Annotated in this window: 20 protein-coding genes and 1 pseudogene; 4 read left to right on the top strand and 17 right to left on the bottom strand. The window is 64.4% G+C overall.

Translation table 11 applies throughout. From position 1 onward, the window contains the following. The first annotated feature begins 108 nt into the window (after nucleotides 1-108). Genes BN1143_RS21215 through BN1143_RS21205 form a run of 3 tightly spaced genes read left to right on the top strand, consistent with a single transcriptional unit; the run spans nucleotide 109 to nucleotide 4,416 of the window. Complete coding sequence (locus tag BN1143_RS21215) at nucleotides 109-1,896, top strand: assimilatory sulfite reductase (NADPH) flavoprotein subunit (RefSeq protein WP_042052127.1); 1,788 nt, start codon at nucleotides 109-111, stop codon at nucleotides 1,894-1,896. After that, on the top strand, nucleotides 1,896-3,620 hold the full coding sequence (gene cysI, locus BN1143_RS21210) for an assimilatory sulfite reductase (NADPH) hemoprotein subunit (protein WP_042052125.1): 1,725 nt from the start codon (nucleotides 1,896-1,898) through the stop codon (nucleotides 3,618-3,620). Before BN1143_RS21215 ends, cysI begins: the two co-directional genes overlap by 1 nt. Continuing rightward, a complete protein-coding gene (locus BN1143_RS21205) occupies nucleotides 3,610-4,416 on the top strand; it encodes a phosphoadenylyl-sulfate reductase (RefSeq protein ID WP_024941470.1) in 807 nt (268 codons plus the stop codon). Before cysI ends, BN1143_RS21205 begins: the two co-directional genes overlap by 11 nt. A 91-nt stretch (nucleotides 4,417-4,507) precedes the next feature. On the opposite strand, the gene proX is transcribed toward BN1143_RS21205, so the two are convergent. From proX to BN1143_RS21170, 7 genes are all read right to left on the bottom strand, one after another. Beyond that, complete coding sequence (proX, locus tag BN1143_RS21200; protein ID WP_042052123.1) at nucleotides 4,508-5,509, bottom strand: glycine betaine/L-proline ABC transporter substrate-binding protein ProX; 1,002 nt, start codon at nucleotides 5,507-5,509, stop codon at nucleotides 4,508-4,510. Then, nucleotides 5,506-6,660 (bottom strand): glycine betaine/L-proline ABC transporter permease ProW, encoded by a 1,155-nt coding sequence (gene proW, locus BN1143_RS21195; protein WP_042052121.1) that lies wholly within the window; start codon nucleotides 6,658-6,660, stop codon nucleotides 5,506-5,508. The genes proX and proW overlap by 4 nt, the downstream gene beginning before the upstream one ends. After that, nucleotides 6,657-7,853, bottom strand: a complete 1,197-nt coding sequence (proV, locus tag BN1143_RS21190; RefSeq protein WP_024941467.1) for a glycine betaine/L-proline ABC transporter ATP-binding protein ProV — start codon at nucleotides 7,851-7,853, stop codon at nucleotides 6,657-6,659. The genes proW and proV overlap by 4 nt, the downstream gene beginning before the upstream one ends. A 514-nt stretch (nucleotides 7,854-8,367) precedes the next feature. Next, nucleotides 8,368-8,859, bottom strand: a complete 492-nt coding sequence (folA, locus tag BN1143_RS21185; protein ID WP_017766390.1) for a type 3 dihydrofolate reductase — start codon at nucleotides 8,857-8,859, stop codon at nucleotides 8,368-8,370. Nucleotides 8,860-8,883: 24 nt separating this feature from the next. Next, nucleotides 8,884-9,351 carry a threonine/serine exporter family protein gene (locus tag BN1143_RS21180; RefSeq protein WP_042052120.1) on the bottom strand — a complete coding sequence of 156 codons (468 nt, stop codon included), beginning with the start codon at nucleotides 9,349-9,351 and terminating at the stop codon, nucleotides 8,884-8,886. A 240-nt stretch (nucleotides 9,352-9,591) separates the two neighbouring features. After that, nucleotides 9,592-10,389, bottom strand: a complete 798-nt coding sequence (locus BN1143_RS21175; RefSeq protein WP_005297956.1) for a threonine/serine exporter family protein — start codon at nucleotides 10,387-10,389, stop codon at nucleotides 9,592-9,594. Nucleotides 10,390-10,623: 234 nt separating this feature from the next. Further along, the gene (locus tag BN1143_RS21170) at nucleotides 10,624-10,965 is read right to left on the bottom strand and encodes a DUF3135 domain-containing protein (RefSeq protein ID WP_005297955.1); all 342 of its coding nucleotides are present in this window, start codon (nucleotides 10,963-10,965) and stop codon (nucleotides 10,624-10,626) included. A 398-nt stretch (nucleotides 10,966-11,363) separates the two neighbouring features. Here BN1143_RS21170 and mog point away from each other — a divergent pair, with 398 nt between their 5' ends. Then, complete coding sequence (gene mog, locus BN1143_RS21165; RefSeq protein ID WP_017781485.1) at nucleotides 11,364-11,894, top strand: molybdopterin adenylyltransferase; 531 nt, start codon at nucleotides 11,364-11,366, stop codon at nucleotides 11,892-11,894. Nucleotides 11,895-11,925: 31 nt separating this feature from the next. Here the strand turns inward: mog and BN1143_RS21160 are convergent, their stop codons facing one another. From BN1143_RS21160 to BN1143_RS21115, 10 genes and pseudogenes are all read right to left on the bottom strand, one after another. Beyond that, nucleotides 11,926-12,339 carry a DUF2541 family protein gene (locus BN1143_RS21160; protein ID WP_041204639.1) on the bottom strand — a complete coding sequence of 138 codons (414 nt, stop codon included), beginning with the start codon at nucleotides 12,337-12,339 and terminating at the stop codon, nucleotides 11,926-11,928. A gap of 89 nt (nucleotides 12,340-12,428) precedes the next feature. Then, nucleotides 12,429-13,655: a beta-ketoacyl-ACP synthase gene (locus BN1143_RS21155; RefSeq protein ID WP_005297952.1), complete on the bottom strand. Its 1,227-nt coding sequence runs from the start codon at nucleotides 13,653-13,655 to the stop codon at nucleotides 12,429-12,431. Beyond that, the gene (locus BN1143_RS21150) at nucleotides 13,652-14,377 is read right to left on the bottom strand and encodes a 3-ketoacyl-ACP reductase FabG2 (protein ID WP_042052118.1); all 726 of its coding nucleotides are present in this window, start codon (nucleotides 14,375-14,377) and stop codon (nucleotides 13,652-13,654) included. Before BN1143_RS21150 ends, BN1143_RS21155 begins: the two co-directional genes overlap by 4 nt. A 9-nt stretch (nucleotides 14,378-14,386) precedes the next feature. Then, nucleotides 14,387-14,848 carry a hotdog family protein gene (locus tag BN1143_RS21145; protein ID WP_005297949.1) on the bottom strand — a complete coding sequence of 154 codons (462 nt, stop codon included), beginning with the start codon at nucleotides 14,846-14,848 and terminating at the stop codon, nucleotides 14,387-14,389. Beyond that, nucleotides 14,841-16,025, bottom strand: a complete 1,185-nt coding sequence (locus BN1143_RS21140; protein WP_042052117.1) for a beta-ketoacyl-[acyl-carrier-protein] synthase family protein — start codon at nucleotides 16,023-16,025, stop codon at nucleotides 14,841-14,843. Before BN1143_RS21140 ends, BN1143_RS21145 begins: the two co-directional genes overlap by 8 nt. Beyond that, nucleotides 16,022-16,579, bottom strand: a complete 558-nt coding sequence (locus BN1143_RS21135) for a DUF3261 domain-containing protein (RefSeq protein WP_042052115.1) — start codon at nucleotides 16,577-16,579, stop codon at nucleotides 16,022-16,024. Before BN1143_RS21135 ends, BN1143_RS21140 begins: the two co-directional genes overlap by 4 nt. Further along, nucleotides 16,576-18,924, bottom strand: a complete 2,349-nt coding sequence (locus BN1143_RS21130; protein WP_042052114.1) for an MMPL family transporter — start codon at nucleotides 18,922-18,924, stop codon at nucleotides 16,576-16,578. Before BN1143_RS21130 ends, BN1143_RS21135 begins: the two co-directional genes overlap by 4 nt. Nucleotides 18,925-18,974: 50 nt before the next feature. Continuing rightward, on the bottom strand, nucleotides 18,975-19,589 hold the full coding sequence (locus BN1143_RS21125) for an outer membrane lipoprotein carrier protein LolA (protein WP_082038676.1): 615 nt from the start codon (nucleotides 19,587-19,589) through the stop codon (nucleotides 18,975-18,977). Further along, complete coding sequence (locus BN1143_RS21120; RefSeq protein ID WP_042052111.1) at nucleotides 19,586-20,011, bottom strand: acyl-CoA thioesterase; 426 nt, start codon at nucleotides 20,009-20,011, stop codon at nucleotides 19,586-19,588. Before BN1143_RS21120 ends, BN1143_RS21125 begins: the two co-directional genes overlap by 4 nt. A gap of 124 nt (nucleotides 20,012-20,135) precedes the next feature. Next, nucleotides 20,136-20,363 (bottom strand): annotated as a pseudogene (locus tag BN1143_RS21115) (histidine ammonia-lyase); the annotation flags it as partial.

Raw genomic sequence — 20,363 nt, 5'->3', positions numbered from 1 at the left:
ATCGCCTTTTTAATGCAGTAATAGAATAAAAAAGACATTTTTATTCTTTGTTGTTATCCATCACACCCCTTAACCTGACCAAAAATCAGACCATGGAAGACGTGTGTGATGCAATTGAAGGACTCCCTGACCAACCTGACTCCCCTCTCTGACGAGCAGCAGCGACAGCTGAGCCAGGCGCTATCGACCCTCAATACCCAGCAACTGGCCTGGGTGAGCGGTTATCTCTACGGTCTCTCCCAGGCGGGCAGCCAGCCGGCCGTGACCGGGGCAGCCGCCGCCCCCAGCGGCAATCTGACCATTCTCTACGGCTCCCAGACCGGCAACGCCAAGGGCGTGGCCAGTGCCATCAAGGCGCAGGCCGAGGCCCGTGGCCTGCCGGTGACCCTTACCTCCATGGCGGACTACAAACCCAAGCAGCTCAAGAAAGAGACCCACCTGCTGGTGGTAGTGAGCACTTACGGGGAGGGTGAACCGCCGGAGAGCGCGGTCGATCTGTACGAGCAGCTCAAGAAGGGCAAGGTTGGCAAGCTGGAAGGGCTCAAGTTCGCCGTGCTGGGGCTGGGTGACAGCTCCTATGAGTTCTTCTGCCAGACCGGCAAGGACTTTGACAGCCTGCTGACCAAGGCCGGCGCCGATCGGGTGCATGAACTCGCCAGCCTGGACGTGGATTATCAGGATGCCGCCAAGGCATGGGGCGAACAGGCGCTCAACGCCATCGCCGCCACCCTCTCTGCCGGTCCCACCGGCAGCAGCATCGCCAGCGCGGTCCAACAGGCTGTCGGCCACAGCCAGTACAGCAAGGAGAACCCCTTCCCGGCCAGGCTCTCGGTCAACCAGAAGATCACCGGTCGCGACTCGACCAAGGATATCCGCCACATCGAGATCAGCCTCGAAGAGTCCGGCATCCGCTACCAGCCGGGGGATGCGCTGGGCATCTGGTTTGACAACGATGCCGACCTGGTCGGTGAGGTCTTGGCGCTGGCTCATCTCTCCGGCGACGAGGCCACCGCTCGCGGCAGCCTGCGCGAAGTGCTCAGCCGCGAGTTGGAGCTGACCCGCTTGCACGGCGGCTTTATCACCGGCTTGGCAGAGACCTCGGACAACGCAGCCCTCAAAGATCTGGCCGGTGACAAGGCCCAGGTCAACGCCCTGGTGGCCAGCGCCCAGGTGGTGGATGTTCTGAAACGCTTCCCGACCGCGCTCACAGCCGAACAGCTGCTGGGCCTGCTGCGCCCGCTCACTCCGCGCCTCTACTCCATCGCCTCCAGCCAGAGCGAGGTGGAGGAAGAAGTGCACCTGACTGTCGGCGTGGTGCGCTACCCGCAGGAAGATGGCACAGTGCGCAGCGGCGCCGCCTCCTCCTATCTGGCGGACCGTCTGCCGGAAGATGCCGAGGTGCGGGTATTCGTGGAGCACAACGACAACTTCCGCCTGCCGCAAAACCCCGATACCCCCGTCATCATGGTGGGCCCTGGCACCGGCATAGCCCCCTTCCGGGCCTTCCTGCAGGAGCGGGAAGCGCAAGGAGCGGAGGGCAAGAACTGGCTCTTCTTCGGCAATCCGCACTTTACCCAGGATTTCCTCTATCAGGTGGAGTGGCAGCGTTATGTGAAGTCGGGCCTGCTGTCGAAGATCTCCCTCGCCTTCAGCCGGGATCAGGCCAACAAGATTTATGTGCAGGACCGCCTGCGCGAGGCAGGGCTCGAGCTCTACCAGTGGCTGGAAGCAGGCGCTCACTTCTATGTGTGCGGCGACGCCAACCACATGGCGAAGGATGTGCAGGAAGCCCTGCTGGATGTGATTGCCGAACATGGCCAGAAGAGCCGTGAGGAAGCAGAAGAGTATCTGAGCGAATTGCGTCGTGCCAAACGTTATCAAAGGGATGTCTATTGATGAGCAAACAACCTCTCTCTCACCAAAAAGCAGGACCGGTGGAAGGACCGCTGGCCGACAACGAACGTCTGAAACGCGAGAGCAACTTTCTGCGCGGCACCATAGAGCAGGATCTCAAGGACCCGCTCACTGGCGGCTTCAACGGCGACAACTTCCAGCTGATCCGCTTCCACGGCATGTATCAGCAGGATGACCGCGACATTCGCCCCGAGCGCGCCGCCCAGAAGCTGGAGCCCCTGCACAACGTCATGCTGCGTGCCCGCCTGCCCGGCGGCATCATCACCCCGGCCCAGTGGCTGGTGATCGACAAGTTCGCCGAGGAACACAGCCTGTACGGCAGCATCCGCCTGACCACCCGCCAGACCTTCCAGTTCCACGGTGTGCTCAAGCGCGACATCAAGCTGATGCACCAGACACTGAACAGCACCGGCATCGACAGCATAGCCACCGCCGGCGACGTGAACCGCAACGTGCTCTGCACCAGCAATCCGGTGGAGTCCGAACTGCATCAGGAGGCCTACGAGTGGGCCAAGAAGATCTCCGAGCACCTGCTGCCCAAGACCCGCGCCTACGTGGAGATCTGGCTGGACGGCGAGAAGCTGGGGGATGACGAGGAGCCGATCCTGGGTTCCAACTACCTGCCGCGCAAGTTCAAGACGACCGTGGTCATCCCGCCCCACAACGATGTGGACATCCACGCCAACGATCTCAACTTCGTGGCCATCGCCGAAGGTGGCAAGCTGGTGGGCTTCAATGTGCTGGTGGGCGGGGGGCTGGCCATGACCCACGGCGACACCAGCACCTACCCGCGCAAGGCGAGCGATTTCGGCTTCGTGCCCCTCTCCCACGTGCTGGAAGTGGCGGCCGCCGTGGTCAGCACCCAGCGCGACTGGGGCAACCGGGTCAACCGCAAGAACGCCAAGACCAAGTACACCCTTGAACGGGTGGGGGTCGAGGCCTTCAAGGCCGAGGTGGAGAGCCGCGCCGGCATCCAGTTCGGACCGGTACGCCCCTATGAGTTCACCAGCCGTGGCGATCGCTTCGGTTGGGTAGAGGGGATCGACGGCAAGCACCATCTGACCCTGTTCATCGAGAACGGCCGCCTGCTGGACTTCCCGGGCAAGCCCCTCAAGAGCGGCATGCTGGAGATCGCCAAGGTACATCAGGGGGATTTCCGTCTCACCGCCAACCAGAACCTCATCATCGCGGGCGTCCCGGCCGGCGAGAAGGCCCGCATCGAAGCGCTGGCGCGCCAGTACGGTCTGCTGGATGACGGCGTGAGCGAGCAGCGCAAGCAGTCCATGGCCTGCGTGGCCCTGCCTACCTGCCCGCTGGCGATGGCCGAGGCCGAGCGCATGCTGCCGGCGTTTGTCACCGACATCGAGGGGCTGCTGACCAAGCACGGTCTGGCGGATGACGCCATCATCTTCCGTGTCACCGGCTGCCCCAACGGCTGCGGCCGCGCCATGCTGGCGGAGGTGGGACTGGTGGGCAAGGCGCCGGGGCGCTACAACCTGCACCTGGGTGGCAACCTCGAGGGGACCCGCATCCCGCGCCTGCACCTGGAGAACATCACCGAGCCGCAGATCCTGGCCGAGCTGGACGCCCTGATCGGCCGTTGGGCCAAGGATCGCAACCCAGGCGAGTGCTTCGGCGACTTCGTCATTCGCGCCGGGATCATAGCCCCGGTCATCGACTCCGCGAGGGACTTCTATGCAGCCTGAACAGACTGATACAGCCCGGCTGGCGCGCACCGCCGACGGTCGGCTCGACCTCGACGCCCTGCTAGCCCTGGGCCGGGAGGAGCAGGTCGAGGCGCTGGTTCCCCTCAACCGGGAGCTGGACGCCATGAGCGCCCCCGAGCGGGTGCGCTGGGCCCTGGCCAACCTGCCGGGGGAGCATGTACTGTCGTCGAGTTTCGGCATCCAGGCGGCGCTGATGCTGCACCTGGTGAGCCGCGAGCGGGCCGATGTGCCGGTGGTGCTGACCGACACCGGTTATCTCTTCCCCGAGACCTACCGTTTCATCGACGAGCTGACCGAGCGTCTCGCCCTCAACCTCAAGATCTACCGGGCCGAACTCAGCCCGGCCTGGCAGGAGGCCCGCTTCGGCCTCCTGTGGGAGCAGGGCGTGGAGGGGATCACCCGCTACAACCAGCTCAACAAGGTGGAGCCCATGGACCGCGCCCTGAACGAGCTGGGCGCCCGCACCTGGTTCTCTGGCCTGCGCCGGGAGCAATCCGGCAGCCGGGGCAAGCTGCCGGTGCTGGCCATCCAGCGCGGTCGCTTCAAGTTCCTGCCGGTCATCGACTGGAGCAACAAGGACGTCTTTTACTACTTCAAGGAGTTCGACCTCCCCTACCACCCCCTGTGGGAGCAGGGCTACCTGTCGGTGGGCGATGTGCACACCACCGCCAAGTGGGAGCCCGGCATGAGCGAGGAGCAGACCCGCTTCTTCGGCCTCAAGCGCGAGTGCGGCCTGCATGAGGAAGGTGGCGAGAGCGACGGCTCCGGCATCTGAGCCAGACGTTCTCCCCGCACGGCTCCCATAAAAAACGCCCGGCAACTGCCGGGCGTTTTTCTTTGCGTAAAGGGTGACGTACCGCCCCTCATTACCTGGCGGCGGCGCGCGCCTGGGTCAGCCAGTCGTTCACCAGCGCCTCGTGGCCCTTGAGCCAGGCATCGGCGTGACGCTCCACATCCGCCGGCTTGTTCTGCCCCTTGTTCATCAGACCGTTCTGCACGTTGATGTCATTCAGTGGCAGCTTGACGATGGAAAAGAGCTTGGCGGCCGCCGGGTTGGCCTCGGCGAACCGCTTGTTGGCGACGATGTGCATGGTGTTGACCGGGAAGCCATAATTCTTGCCGTTCGGCAGCCGGGTCTTGGCCGCATCAGGGCCATCGGCGGGCACCTGCAGCCACACCACATCCCTGCCGGGCACCAGCTCGCTGCTGAGCCAGTAGGGGGTCCAGGTGTAGTAGAGCACCGGCTTGCCGCTCTTGAAGCGGGCCTGGGTATCGGCGATGAGCGCCGCATAGTTGCCCTGCTTGTGGGTGACGGTGGGGGTCAGCCCGAACTCGGCCAGATGGCGGTTGATCGCCTCTTCGCAACCCCAGCCCGGGTTGCAACCGATGAGATCGGCCTTGCCGTCGCCATCGCCGTCAAACAGCGCAGCCAGCTTGGGATCCTTGAGCTGTCCCAGGTTGGTGATGCCATAGCGGGTCGCGGTCTGCTTGTCGATGAGATAACCCTGGGCGGCCCCGGCCACATAGGTGCCCTCACGGAAGAACACCTTGTCCCCCCCCGCCTGCTCATATTTGTTGTTCTGCAGCGGTATCCAGTTGAAGGCCAGAAAAGTGCCATCCCCCTGCGCCACCGAGGCGTAGGCCACGTTGTAATCCACCTCCTGAGCCGGCTGGACGTCATAGCCGAGGCGCGCCATCAGCTTGCTGACCAGCAGGGTCTGAAAGCTCTCCTCCGGCAAGGAGCTCTGCAGGGGCTGAACGCGCACGCCCTCCCCCGGCAGCTCGGTACTGGCCATGGCGAGCGGACCGAACAGCTGGGCGCTCAGCAGCAGGGAGCCCAGGGTCAGCCTTTTGGTGATCAGTCTCATGCATTTACTCCTTTGTAATCGATTGGCTTGTCGCGACCGAGCAGGCGCAGCAGCAGGGCGGCGGGGCCGCGCTGATACCAGCGTCCGGTCCGGCTGCGATCCGGCTGTCCCATCGCCTGGGTCAGGCGGTCGAGCACGATGGCCAGCAGCACTATGCCGAGGCCGCCGATGGAGGCGAGTCCCATGTCGAGCCGGCCGATGCCACGCAGCACCATCTGGCCGAGGCCCCCTACCGCGATCATGGAGGCGATCACTACCATGGAGAGCGCCAGCATCAGGGTCTGGTTGACCCCGGCCATGATGGTGGGCATGGCGAGCGGCAGCTGTACCTTGAACAGCAGCTGGGAGGGGCTGGCACCGAACGAGTGGGCCGCCTCTACCAGATCGGCGGGCACCTGGCGGATCCCCAGCATGGTGAGCCGGATCATCGGCGGCAGCGCAAAGATGACGGTCACCACCACCCCGGGCACGTTGCCGATGCCGAACAGCATCACGATGGGGATGAGGTAGACGAACGCCGGGGTGGTCTGCATGGCATCCAGCAAGGGCCGGGTCCAGCGCGACAGTCGCTCGCTCCGCGCCAGCAGGATGCCGGCCGGCAACCCGAGCAAGACGCAGAAAAAGAGCGAGGTCAGTACCAGCGACAGGGTCACCATGGCATCGGACCAGGCGCCGATAAGCCCCACCATCACCAGCGAGACCAGGGTCCCCAGCGCCATGCGACCGTTCACCAGTTGCCAGGCGATCAGGGTCAGCAGGCCGATCATCAGGGTGGAGGGCACCGTCTGCAGCAGATGGGTCATGCCGTTCAGGGTCAGCTCCACCGGCGCGCGGATCAGCTGGAACAGCGGTCGCAGGTTCTCCACCAGCCAGCCGATGCCACCCTCGACCCAGCTGTCCAGCGGCACCAGCGCCTGCTGGAAGGGATCCAGCCAGTCGACGGCGGCTGTGGTATCCACCGTCTCGATCTGGTTCTGCCAGTCGGTGGCGGCGGTGGCGGTATCGCTCCAGGGATCGGCCACCTCGGTGGCACTGGAGGCCGTGGCGCCCCAGGGGTCGGCCGCCACCTCATCGGCCCGCAGGGAGGGGCTCGCCAGCAGCACCAGGGCCAACAGCCCGCTCAGCAAAAAATGGGAATTCATCCGCTTCATGCCGGGGTACTCCTGTCCAGGGTGTTCAGCAGGTTGGCCTTGGAGATGAGGCCCAGATAAGTGCCATCCTCCTCGACCACGGGCACCTGACAGGGGGCGGCCGCCACCTGACTGATCAGTTCGTTGAGGGCGGTGTCCGCCAGGATGGGCTGGATGTCCGCCAGCAGCGCCTGCTCCAGGCTGCCTTTGGCCCTTACCGCCTGACCGAGCGACTCCACCGAGACGACCCCGAGGAAGCGGCGCCGGCGATCCACCACGTAACCGAACTCCCGCTCCTGCTCCTTGAGCTGGCGCAGGGCATTGCCCGGCCCGTCGGTGGTGTGCTTCTTGATGAGCGGCATCTGCTTGCGGCTGGCCACATCACGGGCGCTGAATACATGGGCCAGATCCACCCCGCGAAAGAAGGCGCGCACATAGTCGTTGGCGGGCTGGTTGAGGATCTCGTCCGGGGTGCCGACCTGCACCAGCTGGCCGTCCTGCATGATGGCGATGCGATCGCCGATGCGCATCGCCTCGTCCAGATCGTGAGAGATGAAGACGATGGTGCGCTGCTGGCTGGCCTGCAGCTTGAGCAGCTCATCCTGCATCTCGGTGCGGATCAGTGGATCCAGCGCCGAAAAGGCCTCGTCCATCAGCAGGATGTCGGGGTCATTGGCAAGGGCACGGGCCAGCCCGACCCGCTGCTTCATGCCGCCGGAGAGGGCATCGGGGAAGGCATCGATCCACTGCCCCAACCCCACCTGCTGCAGCGCCTGGCGGGCGCTCTGCTGACGTTCCGCCAGCGGCACCCCGGCCAGCTCCAGCCCGAAGGCGGTGTTTTCCAGCACGCTCAGGTGCGGCATCAGGGCGAAGGACTGGAATACCATGCTGATCTTCTTGCGCCGTACCTGACGCAGCTCGCTGTCGGAGATGGCTGCGATGTCCTCACCATCGATCAGCACCTGGCCGCGGGTCGGCTCGATCAGCCGGTTGAAGAGACGCACCAGGGTGGATTTGCCCGAGCCGGAGAGGCCCATCACCACGAAGATCTCCCCTTCGTCGATGGCCAGATTGACATCCTGGACCCCCAGGGTCTGCCCGGTTTTTTGCAGTATGCTGGCGCGGTCATGGCCTTTGGCCAGCAATTTGAACGCTTTTTCCGGCTGATCGCCGAAGATTTTGTAGAGTGATTTGACCTCGAGTTTGACTGTCATATTGTCCTTTTTTCTTGGCCGACGGGCTGCCTGGCAAACCGTCGAACGTGAGCCAATTACTTTTAACCCTAAGCAATTAACAACGAAAACAAAAGAACCATAAGAGTCTCATCAAAAGGATTAATTTTTAATTTATTGATTTTTAAAGACTATTTTTAGGCATAAAAATGCACTCAGGAGTAATGAAACCCTGTCATTCCAACCGAATAAATCAATATAACCCCATCAAAATCAACGACAGATAGGCATGTAACGCGAGAAAAACAGAGCAATAATGGGAGGGAAAAGGAGGGAACATGTCTCTCATTAGCGGGCCAACACATTTAGTTACAACACTAACTATAATATTGTCATTCGCTGCCACACTTCCACTGTGAAATAGAGGCCTGAGGTGTGGCGTGTCCACGCGATGGCACATCGCAATACCTGGGTATTCAATCCCTGTCCCGGACAGCAAAAAGGCCCCTTGTGCAACACAAGGGGCCTTTCATCAACCGGGGAAATCCGCCAGCCGTCAGCGCCGCTGCCAGGTCTCGAAACGGTAGGGGTGGGGGTTCTTCTCGTCGGGCTGATGTGACTCGCGCTCGATACAGGACCAGTCGCCCTCGTCAAAGGCCGGGAAACGGGTATCCCCCTCCACCGCCAGATCGATGCGAGTCAGATAGAGCCTGTCGGCCCGTGGCAGCAGCTGGCCGTAGAGATGACCGCCCCCGATCACCATCAGCTCGGCCACGTCGTTGCCGGCCAGCAGCGCCAGCGCCGCGTCCACCGAGTCGATGACCTCCACGCCGTCAGCCCGGTAGTCGGGGTTGCGGCTGATCACCAGATTGCGGCGGCCAGGCAGCGGCCGCCCAATGGATTCAAAGGTCTTGCGCCCCATCAGCACCGGCTTGCCCAGGGTCACCCGCTTGAAGTGGGCCAGATCCGCCGGCAGGTGCCAGGGCATCTGGTTGTCCAGGCCGATCACCCGATCGTGGGCCATGGCGGCAATCATGGAAATCATCATGGGGTCAACCTCTCGCACCGTCTGTCAGATAATGGGGCGATTACGGTACACGACCAGGGAGGGGATCGCCAAACCGAAACTCAGGGCCCCCACGATAAACAACGCCTTGAGGCCGTTCTCCACCGCGCTCTGGATAAGCTCCATGGTCACCCCGGAGATATTGAGCTCCACCACGGCGATCATCGCCTTGAAGGCATAGCTGCCCGGGATCATGGGGATGATGGAGGCGACGCTGAACACCGGGCGCGGCGCCAGCAGCCGGCGCGACCAGTAGACGCAGACAAAACCGACCGTGGTCGCCGCCGCCAGGGTGGCCCACTCGATGGGCATGCCATGGTGAATGAGCAGGGTACGCAGGCTGTGAGCCAGTGCGCCGCCCATGGCGCAGTACTTCAACATCCGTGGTGGCACGTTGAACAGCATGGCAAAGCCCACTGCCGGAATGGCCGACCAGAAGGCATCCTTGACCAGCAGCCAGAGCAGATCCATCATGGCACCCTCCCCCAGCTTCCTGTCACCGACATGGCGAGAATGATCCCGATATGGTTCCGCGCGCTGATGGATAACCGGTTTGCCCCGAGCAACAGGGTCGATACAACGTCAAAGCTCTTCATACCTTCCACCCCCAGATACCGGTCACCGACATGGCGAGGATGATCCCGATATGGTTCCGCGCGCTGATGGATCGCCGGTTTGCCCCGCTCAACAGGGTCGATACAGCGTCAAAAATCTTCATACCTTCCACCCCCAGATACCGGTCACCGACATGGCGAGGATGATGCCTATCGCCGCGCTGATGGTGAGCAGGGTCGCCGTGCCCCAGCGGGCCAGCCCCATGTTGAAGTAACCCTTCACCATGTCGGAGACCGCATTGATGAGCGGAAAGCCCGGCACCAGCAGCAGTACGCTGGCCGCCATGGCGAGATAGGGCTGGGCCCCCCAGTTGAAGAAGGTCGCGCTGGAGGCGAGCAGGGTGGCGATAAAGCCGGTGGTGGCAAAATTGATGAGGGGGCTGTGGTGATGACGCGCCATCAGCTGGCGCGCCCGCATGGCGACCGAAGCCGAGAAGCAGGTCACCAGGAAGATGGGCCAGTCACCGCCAAACAGCAGACTGAAGGCACCGCAGGAGAGCCCCACCATGGGCACCACCAGCCAGGGGTGATAGTGGAACGGTACTATGGCCTCCAGGCGCTGACGCACTTCCCGCGCGCCGATCAGATCCTTCTCCGCCATGATGCAGATTCGCTGGATCTCGCACACCACCTGCATGTTGATGCCGTGCTCGCGCACCCGCCGAGTGGTGGTGACGCAACTGCCCTGATAGAGGCTGGTGAGCACGATGGCGCTGGAGGAGATGGCCATCTCGACGCTCTCCAGCCCGAGCGCCATGCCGAGCCGGACCGTGGTCTGCTCTATGATGCGACTCTCGGCGCCGAACTGGGCCAGCATCTGGCCCACCTTGACGATGATCCGGGTGATCTCCGTCTGCTGTTCCCGCGACAGCACCCGCCTTGGTGTGATACTTCTCATAATCCCTTCGAGTCGTAGCAAATTAAAAAAGTGTCGCCATGTTAGCCTAACTATCGGCGCCGTTCATCTACACATATCACGCCAATAAACAAACTCAAATAAAATAAAAAGCGACACAAAAATACATCAAATAGATTACAAATCACCCCAAACTGTTCAACGCCAGTCAGATAGCCTCACCCGGAAACCACAACAATGACGGGAATATATCAAAATGACTCACCCGGAATAATATTATTTTTTCTTGCGATAATAATCACTGAAATAGAGGATGTTGTTCTCTTTATATTCCGGTAGCGGTTCAACATAATCAGGATTATTGAGCTGAACCATTTCACAGCGCATGGAATAAAAGGAGTCGTGCATCATGGCGGCAATCCGGATGCAGCTGTCCATGTTGTTCTTGGCCAGCTGGCGCTGACAGTCGATGCGAAATTGCAGGCCGCGCAGGCGCATTTGCTGCTGCGGGCTGACCCGGTCTATCAGACCTTCTATCTCTTGCTGAAGCAACTCGTCGAGCCGCTCGGGCTCCGCTACCGCCAGCCGTTTCAAGGTATCAAAATCAGGCAACTCCATATGCCCTCCCGCGGCCAGCCGCTGCATGGTGATACTCAAACAACAACAATCGGTTCATATTTTCACCAATCGCTTCAGGTGTTATATAAGCCGAACCCCGCTGCGGTTCAATCCATGAGGCCGGCTTTCCCCTCCCGCTGCGCCAAAAGATGACGGCGCATGGAAACCCCGCCCCGGTTATTCGTTATGGATCAAGCGATTATTCCTGAATATCTGCGGCGGGTTTGTTTATACATTTTTGGCACGGCAATATGCCGATGTTATGTCTTATTGAAAGGAAGCGGCCAATATAGTTTGCCATTTGACGCTCGCCTTCGCGCCGCGATCTGGCTGGTTTAACATATCTTGCTGATTATGTTATTTTATTTGCCACTTATAGCGGCAACCAAGAGCAGACCATGAGCAAGGCAAGAATCGGTATCGTCACCGTCAGCGATCGCGCCAGTGCGGGCATCTACGAAGATCTCTCCGGCAAGGCCATCATCGACACCCTGAACGCCTATCTGACCTCGGAATGGGAACCCCTTTATGAGGTGATCCCCGACGAGCAGGAGCAGATCGAGGCAACCCTGATCCGGCTGGCGGATCAGGAGCAGTGCAGCCTCATCGTCACCACAGGTGGCACCGGGCCGGCCAAACGGGACGTTACCCCGGAGGCAACCGAGGCGGTGTGCGATCGCATGATGCCTGGCTTTGGCGAGCTGATGCGGGCCGAATCCCTCAAGTTCGTGCCGACCGCCATCCTGTCGCGCCAGACCGCCGGTCTGCGCGGCAGCTCGCTCATCGTCAACCTGCCGGGCAAGCCCAAGTCCATCCGCGAATGTCTGGATGCGGTCTTCCCCGCCATCCCCTACTGCATCGATCTGATGGAAGGCCCCTATCTCGAGTGCGACGAGACCGTCATCAAGCCGTTTCGCCCGAAGAAATAAAAGCTGGGCGGGGATTTGCCCCGCCCTTTGCTTATTTGCGGCCGTACACCTTGACCCCGGCCCGACTCCCTTCCGAATTGCCGTATACCTCGATCCGCTTGATGCAGAGCCGGCTGCCGAGGGATTTCCACTCCGACTCCTGATCCTCTCTCAGCTCCTTGCCGAAATAGAGGGTCTTGCTGCGATCATTGCCATAAAACACCTTGACCCGCTCCAGGGTTAATTCCCGCCCAGCCTTGACCATGATGGATTTGGTCGGCCGGCAGGCGAGCATGGGGATGATGGCGGGATGATCGCCGACCCCGAGCAGAATGGTCTTGCCCAGCCGAAATTCATCATCGGCCATGGCCGGGGCGGCCAACGCCCACAACAAGGTGGATAACAGAACGCCCTGAATGACGCGCAGACGCTTGGTGGAAAAAGAAAAAGCAGATAACACAGACATGATGCCTCCCGAAAAAAACGGGGGGCATATTAATTCATCAAGGCTAAACCCAACCTGTACCGGTGCCCTGCCTGGCAGGGCACCGACACTCAGGACCAGCGCTTGAAGATGAGGGAGGTGTTGATGCCGCCGAAGGCGAAGTTGTTGGACATCAGGTACTCCACCGCCAGCGTGCGACCGCTGCCCACCACGTGATCGAGCGGAGCGCAGGCCGGATCCGGCTCGGTCAGGTTGATGGTGGGGGCAAACCACCCCTCTTGCATCATCTCCAGCGCCAGCCAGGCCTCGATGGCGCCGCAGGCCCCCAGGGTATGGCCGAAGTAGCTCTTGAGGGACGAGATGGGGGTGCGGTCGCCGAAGATGGCGGCGGTGGCGTGACTCTCGGCGATGTCGCCGCGCTCGGTGGCGGTGCCGTGGGCGCTGATATAGCCGATATCCTCAGGCTGGAGCCCGGCCTGGGCCAGCGCCATCTCCATGCAGAGCTGCATGGTCTCCTGCTGAGGCTGGGTCACGTGGGCGGCATCGCAGTTGGTGGCAAAGCCCACCAGCTCGGCGAGGATGGTGGCACCGCGCGCCTGCGCATGTTCCAGCTCCTCCAGCACCAGGGTGCCGGCCCCCTCGCCTATCACCAGCCCGTCCCGCTGTCGGTCAAACGGACGCGGCGCCAGCTCCGGGTTGTCGTTCATCTGGCTGGTGGCAAACAGGGTATCGAATACCACGGCCTCCGACGGGCAGAGCTCCTCCGCCCCGCCAGCCACCATCAGGGTCTGGTAGCCGTGCTTGATCGCCTCAAAGGCGTAGCCGATGCCCTGGCTGCCGGAGGTACAGGCGCTGGAGGTGGGAATGACCCGCCCGCGCAGGCCGAAGAACAGCCCGGTGTTGACCGCCGCCGTGTGCGGCATCATCTGCACATAGGTGGTGGCTGTGATGCTGGCGGTGCTCTTGTCGTTGAGCATGACCCCGAAGGCGCGAATGGGATCCGTGCTGCCGGTGGAGGAGCCGTAGGCGATGCCGGTGCGCCCATCGGTGAGCACCGGGTTGTCCAGCAATCCCGCCTGCGCCAGCGCCAGCTCGGTGGCGACGGTGGCCAGTGCCGAGACCCGCCCCATGGCGCGGGTCTTCTTGCGCGGATAGTGGGCCGGCAGCGTGAAGTCCGGAATGGGGGCCGCCAGCCGGGTGTTGAGGCCGTCGTAGATGGCCCACTCCGGCATGTTCACCACTGCATTGCGCCCCGCCTGCAGGCGGGCCCGCACGCTCGGCCAATCCTGCCCGAAGGCGGTCACCCCGGCCATGCCGGTGACTACGACTCGCTTCATACCATGCCTCCGTTGATGGAGATGACCTGGCGCGTGACATAGCCGGCGATGTCGGACATCAGATAGGAGACCAGACCGGCCACCTCGTCGGCCTGCCCCATCCGCTTGAGCGGAATGATCTTCATCGCCTCCGCCTTCACCTCCTCGTCCACCATGCCGGTGTCGATGAGGCCGGGGGCTACGCAGTTGACGGTGATCTTGCGCTTGGCAAGCTCGAGGGCCAGTGCCTTGGTGGCCCCCATGATGCCCGCCTTGGCGGCGCTGTAGTTGACCTGGCCCCGGTTGCCCATCAGCCCGGACACCGAGGAGATGGTCACGATGCGCCCGCCCCGGCGCAGGCCGATCATCGGCATGATGCAGGGCTTGAGCAGGTTGTAGAAGCCGTCCAGGTTGGTGTGCAGCACCCCGTCCCACTCCTCGTCGGTGAGGGCGGGAAAGGCGCCGTCACGGATGATGCCGGCGTTGCAGACCACGCCGTAATAGGCGCCATGCTCGGCCATGTCGGCCTCCAGCCGCGCGCGGCACCCCTCGCGATCGGCGATGTCGAACTGGAGCAGACGCCCCTCTCCCCCGGCCGCCTGCAGGCTGGCCAGGGTGGCTTCGGCGCCGGCCCGATCGCTGTGGTAGTGCACCACGATGGAAAAACCGTCGGCCGCCAGCTTGAGGGCGATGGCGCGGCCTATCCCCTTGCTGGCGCCCGTGACCAATACGCTAGAGATCATGAAGCTTCCTCAGGCTAACAAATCGGACAATTCGCCGGGGCTCGGCTGATAGGTGGAGAGCCGCGCCTGGGCGCACTCCTCCCCCTCCAGCAGGATCCGGCAATCAAAACTGGCCATGCCGCCGTCTTGCAACAGGCAGCACGCCTCTATGGTGAGCAGGCTGCCGGCCATGAAGGCGGGGCGCAGGCAGCGATACTTGCGACTGCCGAGCAGCATGCCGATGCGCACCGGCTCACCGCGCAGGCGCCCCTGCATGCCGGCCCAGGCGGCGATGGTCTGGGCCATCAGCTCGATGCCGACCCAGCCGGGCAGATTGCCCTCACCATCCAGCAGCAGGGCATGGCGGGCACCGATGCGGGTCTCGCAGCGCGCCTGCTGGGCATCCGCCGCGCAGAGCCGGTCCAGCAGCAGCATGGGGGCCTGGTGGGGCAGCAGGGTCTCGATGGCGGGCAGTGAACCTGACTCATTCATGGTGAACGCTCCCAAACAGCAGGCTGACATTGTTGCCACCGAAGGCAAAGGAGTTGGAGAGCACCCGGGGCGCCGCCAGTGGCACCTCGCCGCTCACCAGCCGGATGGGGGCCAGGGCCGGATCCGCCGTGGTCACCCGCTGGGGCGGCAGCGGCAGCGCGCGCTCCAGCAGCAGGCAGGCGAGCGCGGCCTCGATGGCTCCCGCCGCCCCCAGGGTGTGACCGGTGAGCGGCTTGGTGGAGCTGCAGGGCACCTCGGCACCAAACAGCCGGTGCACCGCCTGGCTCTCCATGGCGTCGTTGAGGCGGGTGGCGGTGCCGTGCAGGTTGACGTAGCCCACCTGCGCCGGCGTCAGGCCCGCCTGGGCCAGTGCCATGCGCATGGCCGCCTCGGCGCCGATACCGTCTGGATGGGGCGCCGAGATGTGCCAGGCATCGGAGGACTCCCCCGCCCCCAGCAGGGCCAGCGGCGCAGGCGTGCGGCTCAACAGAAACAGCGCCGCCCCCTCGCCGATGTTGATCCCTTGGCGCGCCTCATCGAACGGCTGGCAGCGCGCACAGCTGAGGGACTCCAGGCTGTCAAAGCCGTTGAGGGTGAGCCCGCACAGGCTGTCGGCGCCGCCCACCAGCACGACGTCTGCCAGTCCGGCCGCCAACAGCCGCTGGCCACTGATGAAGGCGCGCGCGCTGGAGGAGCAGGCGGTGGAAATCGTCCAGGCCGGCCCGGTCAGGCCGAGGTGGCGGGCCAGAAATTCCGACGGCGAGCCCAGCTCCTGCTGGCGATAGTCAAAGGCGGGCGGCACGGCTTCCCCGCACCGGGCGGCGGCCACCGCCAGCTCGGCCTCGCCGATCCCGGCGGTACTGGTGCCTAACACCAGGCCGACACGGTCGCAGCCAAAGGTGGCCAGCGCCTCATCGAGGGCGGGCCGGATCTGGGCCAGCGCCGCCAGCAGCAACTGGTTGTTGCGCGAGGCGTAGGGGGCCAGCGCCGCCGGGATGGCCGGCAACTCCCCCTCCACCCGCCCGACCGGGGTCAGCCGGCCATCCAGCAGCGCCGTCTGGTGTCGATCCAGCGGGCTGATGCCCTCTCTCTGCCAGGCCAGCAGCGCCTCGGCGCTGGCATCACGCCCCGTCCCCAGTGCCGAGACGAGGCCATAGGCGGCGATATAACAGCTCATTGGCTCAGGGTCTCCAGTTGCAGGCGGTAGTTGAACACGTGTTGCTGCAGGCCGACCGGCTCGCGCACGCCGTCTGCGTCGCGATAGCGGATCTCGGTGACCAGGGTGCCATCGGGGGCGCGCAGCCGGCGCAGCGGCCCCTCGTCACGCAGCGTCCAGCCCGGCGGCAGTTGCGGTTGCCAGCTGGCCAGCGGCCAGTAGCAGAGCATCACGTCCGCCAGCACCTGGCTCACCGGTGGCATGCCGCTGGTGAGCAGCGGGCTGAGCTGGCGGGTGGAAATCCCCTGCTGGTCATAGCGCACCAGAAACAGCCGTACCCCGCTCGGGGTCAGCCCCACCAGGGTCAGCTGGTGGCCGTCCGCCTCCAGCACCGTCATCAGCTGGTGGTTGCTCCCCCCCACGCTGGCGGTCAGCAGTTGCTGGCGATAGAAGGGGGCGGCCAGCACGGGGGCCGGCAGCGTCATGACGGTCCCCTTGTCGAGATAGGCGGTGGGGGTCGGCTGGCTGCTGCAACCGGTCAGCAGCAGGATTACGAACACGAACAAGGCTTTCATGATGAGGTTGGCTCCCGGCCATGTGGCCCCGGCAACTGCGGTCGACCCCGGTCCAGTACCAGGGGTGAGAGCAGGAAGGCGGTAAAGATACCGCCGCTCAGCACCAGACCAAAGCCCGCGATGGCGGGGGTGTGACTCAGCGCCAGCAGACCGAAGGCCAGCTGGGTGGTGAGGTTGGCCAGCAGGATGGCGAGCAAGGTGGAACTCTGGCGCGCCGCCTCGTTGCCGCTATGGGCAAAGAAGAGGCCGTAGTCGATGCCGATGCCGAAGATGAGGCTGAGCGCCAGCACCCCGAACAGGGTGAGCGGCTGGCCGCAGGCGGCGAGCAGCGCCAGCCCCATGGCCAGCGCAATCAGGTTGACCAGCAGCACCCGGGCCGCTCGCGCCGCCCCCATCCGCCGCCACAGCAGCAGGGCCACCAGCGCGATGGCCACCGACAGCAGCTCCGCCAGCTTGATGCGGTAGTGGGCGAACAGCTGGCTCCACTGGCTGCGCTGATCCTGCCAGTAGACCCCTGGCTCGGCCGCCGCCAGCGCCGTCAGGGCTCCTTCGTCTGCCACCCCCACCAGCGGCACCCAGATGGCGACGCGGCCATCCGCCAGGGCGTGCCACAACAGGCGACTCCCCTCGCTGACCGGGCTGGCCAGCCAGGCGGCCGGGGTCAGCCAGTGTGGCTCGCGCACGGGCGGCTGCAGCGGCAGGCCGGCCGCCTTGAGCCGGCTCACCACCTCTGGCAACAGGGCCCGAATGGCGGCGGCATCCTCCTGCTGGCGTGCCAGCGAAGGCAGCCAGCGGGCCAGCGAGACGAACGCCTGCAGCGCACCGCGCTGTTGCAGTTCGGCCAGCCGGCCATCGAGCCGCTCCAGCCGTTGCAGTGCCTGCTCGCCGTCCGCTCCCGTCACCAGCAAGCCCTGCATGCCCCCCTGCTGGCCGGTGAGGGCCTGGATCCGCTGCTCCTGCCCCTGCAGCACCACCGGCAGAGGCTGCAGCCGGCGGATGTCGTCATCCACCTGCAACCGGCTGATGCCGAGGGCCGCCAGCAGCAGGCAGCAGAGCGGCAGACCGATGCGCAGCAGCGGGCGTTGCTGCCAGGCCAGCAGCCAGCCCTGCAACCAGCGCTGGCCCCGCAGCGGCCTTGTCGGCAGCGGGCCGGCCCAGCGCGGAAACAGGCAGAGCACCGTGATGAAGGCACTGAACAGCCCAGCCAGCGCGCACACCGCCAGCTGCTGCAAGCCGGGGAAGGGGGCGAACCAGAGCAGGCCATAGCCGATCAGGGTGGTCAGCACCGCCAGCGACAGGCTCGGCAGCAACTTGAGCCGGGTCTGGTGCGGCGTCTCGTCGTCGCCGTGCAGCCGCCGCTCGCACAAAAAGTGGATGGCGTAGTCGATGGCGATACCGATGAGGCTGCTGCTGATCACCAGGGTGAAAACATGAATCTCGCCGAACAGGATGAGCACTGTGCCGAGCCCCCACATCAGCCCTACGCCGATGGGCAGCAGGGAGAGCAGCAGCGCCCGGGTGGAGCGAAACACGCCCCAGATGAGCAGGATGACCCCGACCATGGAGCCCAGCCCTATGGTGGAGATGTCCTGCTGGGCCAGCTGGCTGGCGTGCTGGCTGTAGAAGAGGGTGCCGCGGCGCAGCAACTCGGCGCCGGGATAGGCCTCGGCGAGGCGCTGCTCGGCCCCGGCCAGTTCGCTCAGCAGCGCCTGGTTGCGCTGGATGTCGAAGGCGGAGAGATCCAGCTCGGCGCGCACCATGTACCAGTCGCGCCCCGCCTTGTCCCGGCTCACCAGCCAGCCCTCCTTGAGCTGCATGGGGCCGCGGGCCTCGGCCAGCACCCCGGCCCGGGTCAGCAGCAGAGGGTCGCTCTGCCACTCGGCACGGGAGACACCGCCGAAGGGGGAGTAGATCTGGCCGAGCACCCACTGGCTCCACCCCTCGGCCCCCCCGGCAAGCCGGGCCCGGCTTGCCGGATCCAGCCGCTGCCAGGCCAGCTCGTGCAGATAGCGCTGCCAGGCGGGGGCCAGCTCGGGCTGATACCCCTTGATGCGGGACAGGGCTGGCAGCTCGCCAAGCTGCTGCGCCCAGAAGGTGGCGGCGGCGCGCCCGTCCTGGCCGGCGGGCAGGCTCAGCAGCCAGACCAGCTGGCGGTCGAGCTGCTGCAGCAGACCCTGCTGCAGGGCCGGGTCCAGATCGCTGCGGGACTCGTGGGGCAGCAGATCCATCAGGCTGGTGTTGATGCGGCTGTGGGGCAGTTGCCAGGCAAGCACCGCCGCCAGCAGCAGGCAGAGCCCGATCCAGAGGGTCCCGAGCCGGCGCCAGGTGGTTTCAGCGTGCAGCAAGGTGGGCTCTCCTCGTCCCGGCGGGGACGGCGCGCTGGCGCAGCGGGATACTAGTGGACAGCAAAGCGGGCCTGCTCCTCAGGGGTCAATGGCAGGGGGCGCTCGCGCCAGTCGCTGAAGCGAATGCGGGTGCTGTCACCCTGCTTGTCGGCGATGAGCAGCTGATCCAGCTGCCCCTGCCCGCTCAGGGTGAGGCTGGCGAACACCTTGTCGAGCGGCGCCAGGGTCGGCACCAGCACCAGCTGCCAGCCATCCTCCGTGCTGTGAAAGTCGATGTTGAAGTAACGGCTCAGGGTCGCCTCGTCCGAGCCGAACAGCGCCAGCAGCATCTGGCTGAACTCCAGCAGCTGGGGGTTGTCGATGACGGTGGCGGGCTGGCCCGCCATCTGCTGCACCATGCGCGTCGGCGTCAGGACAAGGGTCAGCGGGAAGGGCTTCTGCTGCTGCCACCAGAGCCCCAAATCGCGCACCAGCAGCAGCTCGCCGGAGGCCTTGAGCGGCTGGCTCAGCCCCGCCACCTGCTTCTCCTGCTCGAAGCGGGCCTCCTTGGCCTGGCTCAGGGCGAGCAGCTGCTGCACCTCGGCCCGGCTCAGAGGCGCCGCCTGCAGCGGCCATGTCAGCAACAGGATCAGACCGGCCAGCAGCAGCCCCATCAGCCGGCTCACTGGCTCACCCCCAGCTTGTCCAGCAGCACCTGGGGCGAGGCCAGACACATCTCGCCGCTCGCCTTGCTCACCGCCACCTGGATGCTGTAACCCTTGCTGGTGCGGGTGCCGCTCACGGCGTCGCTCAGCAGGTAGTCGATCTTCAAGCGGTTCTGGTACTCGGTCAGGGTGGCGCGCACCCGCACCCGCTGGCCGAAGCGCAGCGGTGCCAGGTACTTCATCTGGGTGTCGATGATGGGCCAGAGGTAGCCGGAGGCCTCCATCTGCGGGTAGTTGTAATCGATAAGATCGAGCAGGGCACAGCGGGCTAGCTCGATGTAGCGAAAGTAGTGGCCGTGCCAGGCGACTGCCATCATGTCCACGTCGTGGAACGGGATCGTCACTTCTATCTCGGTGCTGATCTGCCAGGGTTCTTGCTGCATGGTTGTTCTCACAAGTCGTCTCCCCGCCAGCGCGACACAGCCACCCAGTCCACGTCGTGGAACGGGATGGCCACTTCTATCTCGGTACTGATCTGCCAGGGTTCAGGCGTAGTCTGGATACGGCTCATAGTGAAGAGTCCTGATAGAGGGGATAGTGGCGCTGGCGAATGCGGGCGATCAGCGCTCTCAGCTCGGGCTCGAGCCCCCGGTCTTCCAACAGCGGGGCAAACTCGGCCCGCACCTCCGTGACCATGGCGGCCAGCGCCGAGCCAAGCGGGCGGGTGAAGGGGGTGGGCCGGGCGAGGCGCAGCCCCACCCCCTGCACCGCCGCCAGCAGGCAGGCGGCCCCTAC

Source organism: Aeromonas dhakensis, assembly GCF_000820305.1.
GTDB lineage: Bacteria > Pseudomonadota > Gammaproteobacteria > Enterobacterales > Aeromonadaceae > Aeromonas > Aeromonas dhakensis.
The sequence above is the reverse complement of the archived record's forward strand: the minus strand, read 5'-3'. Positions and strand labels throughout refer to the sequence as shown.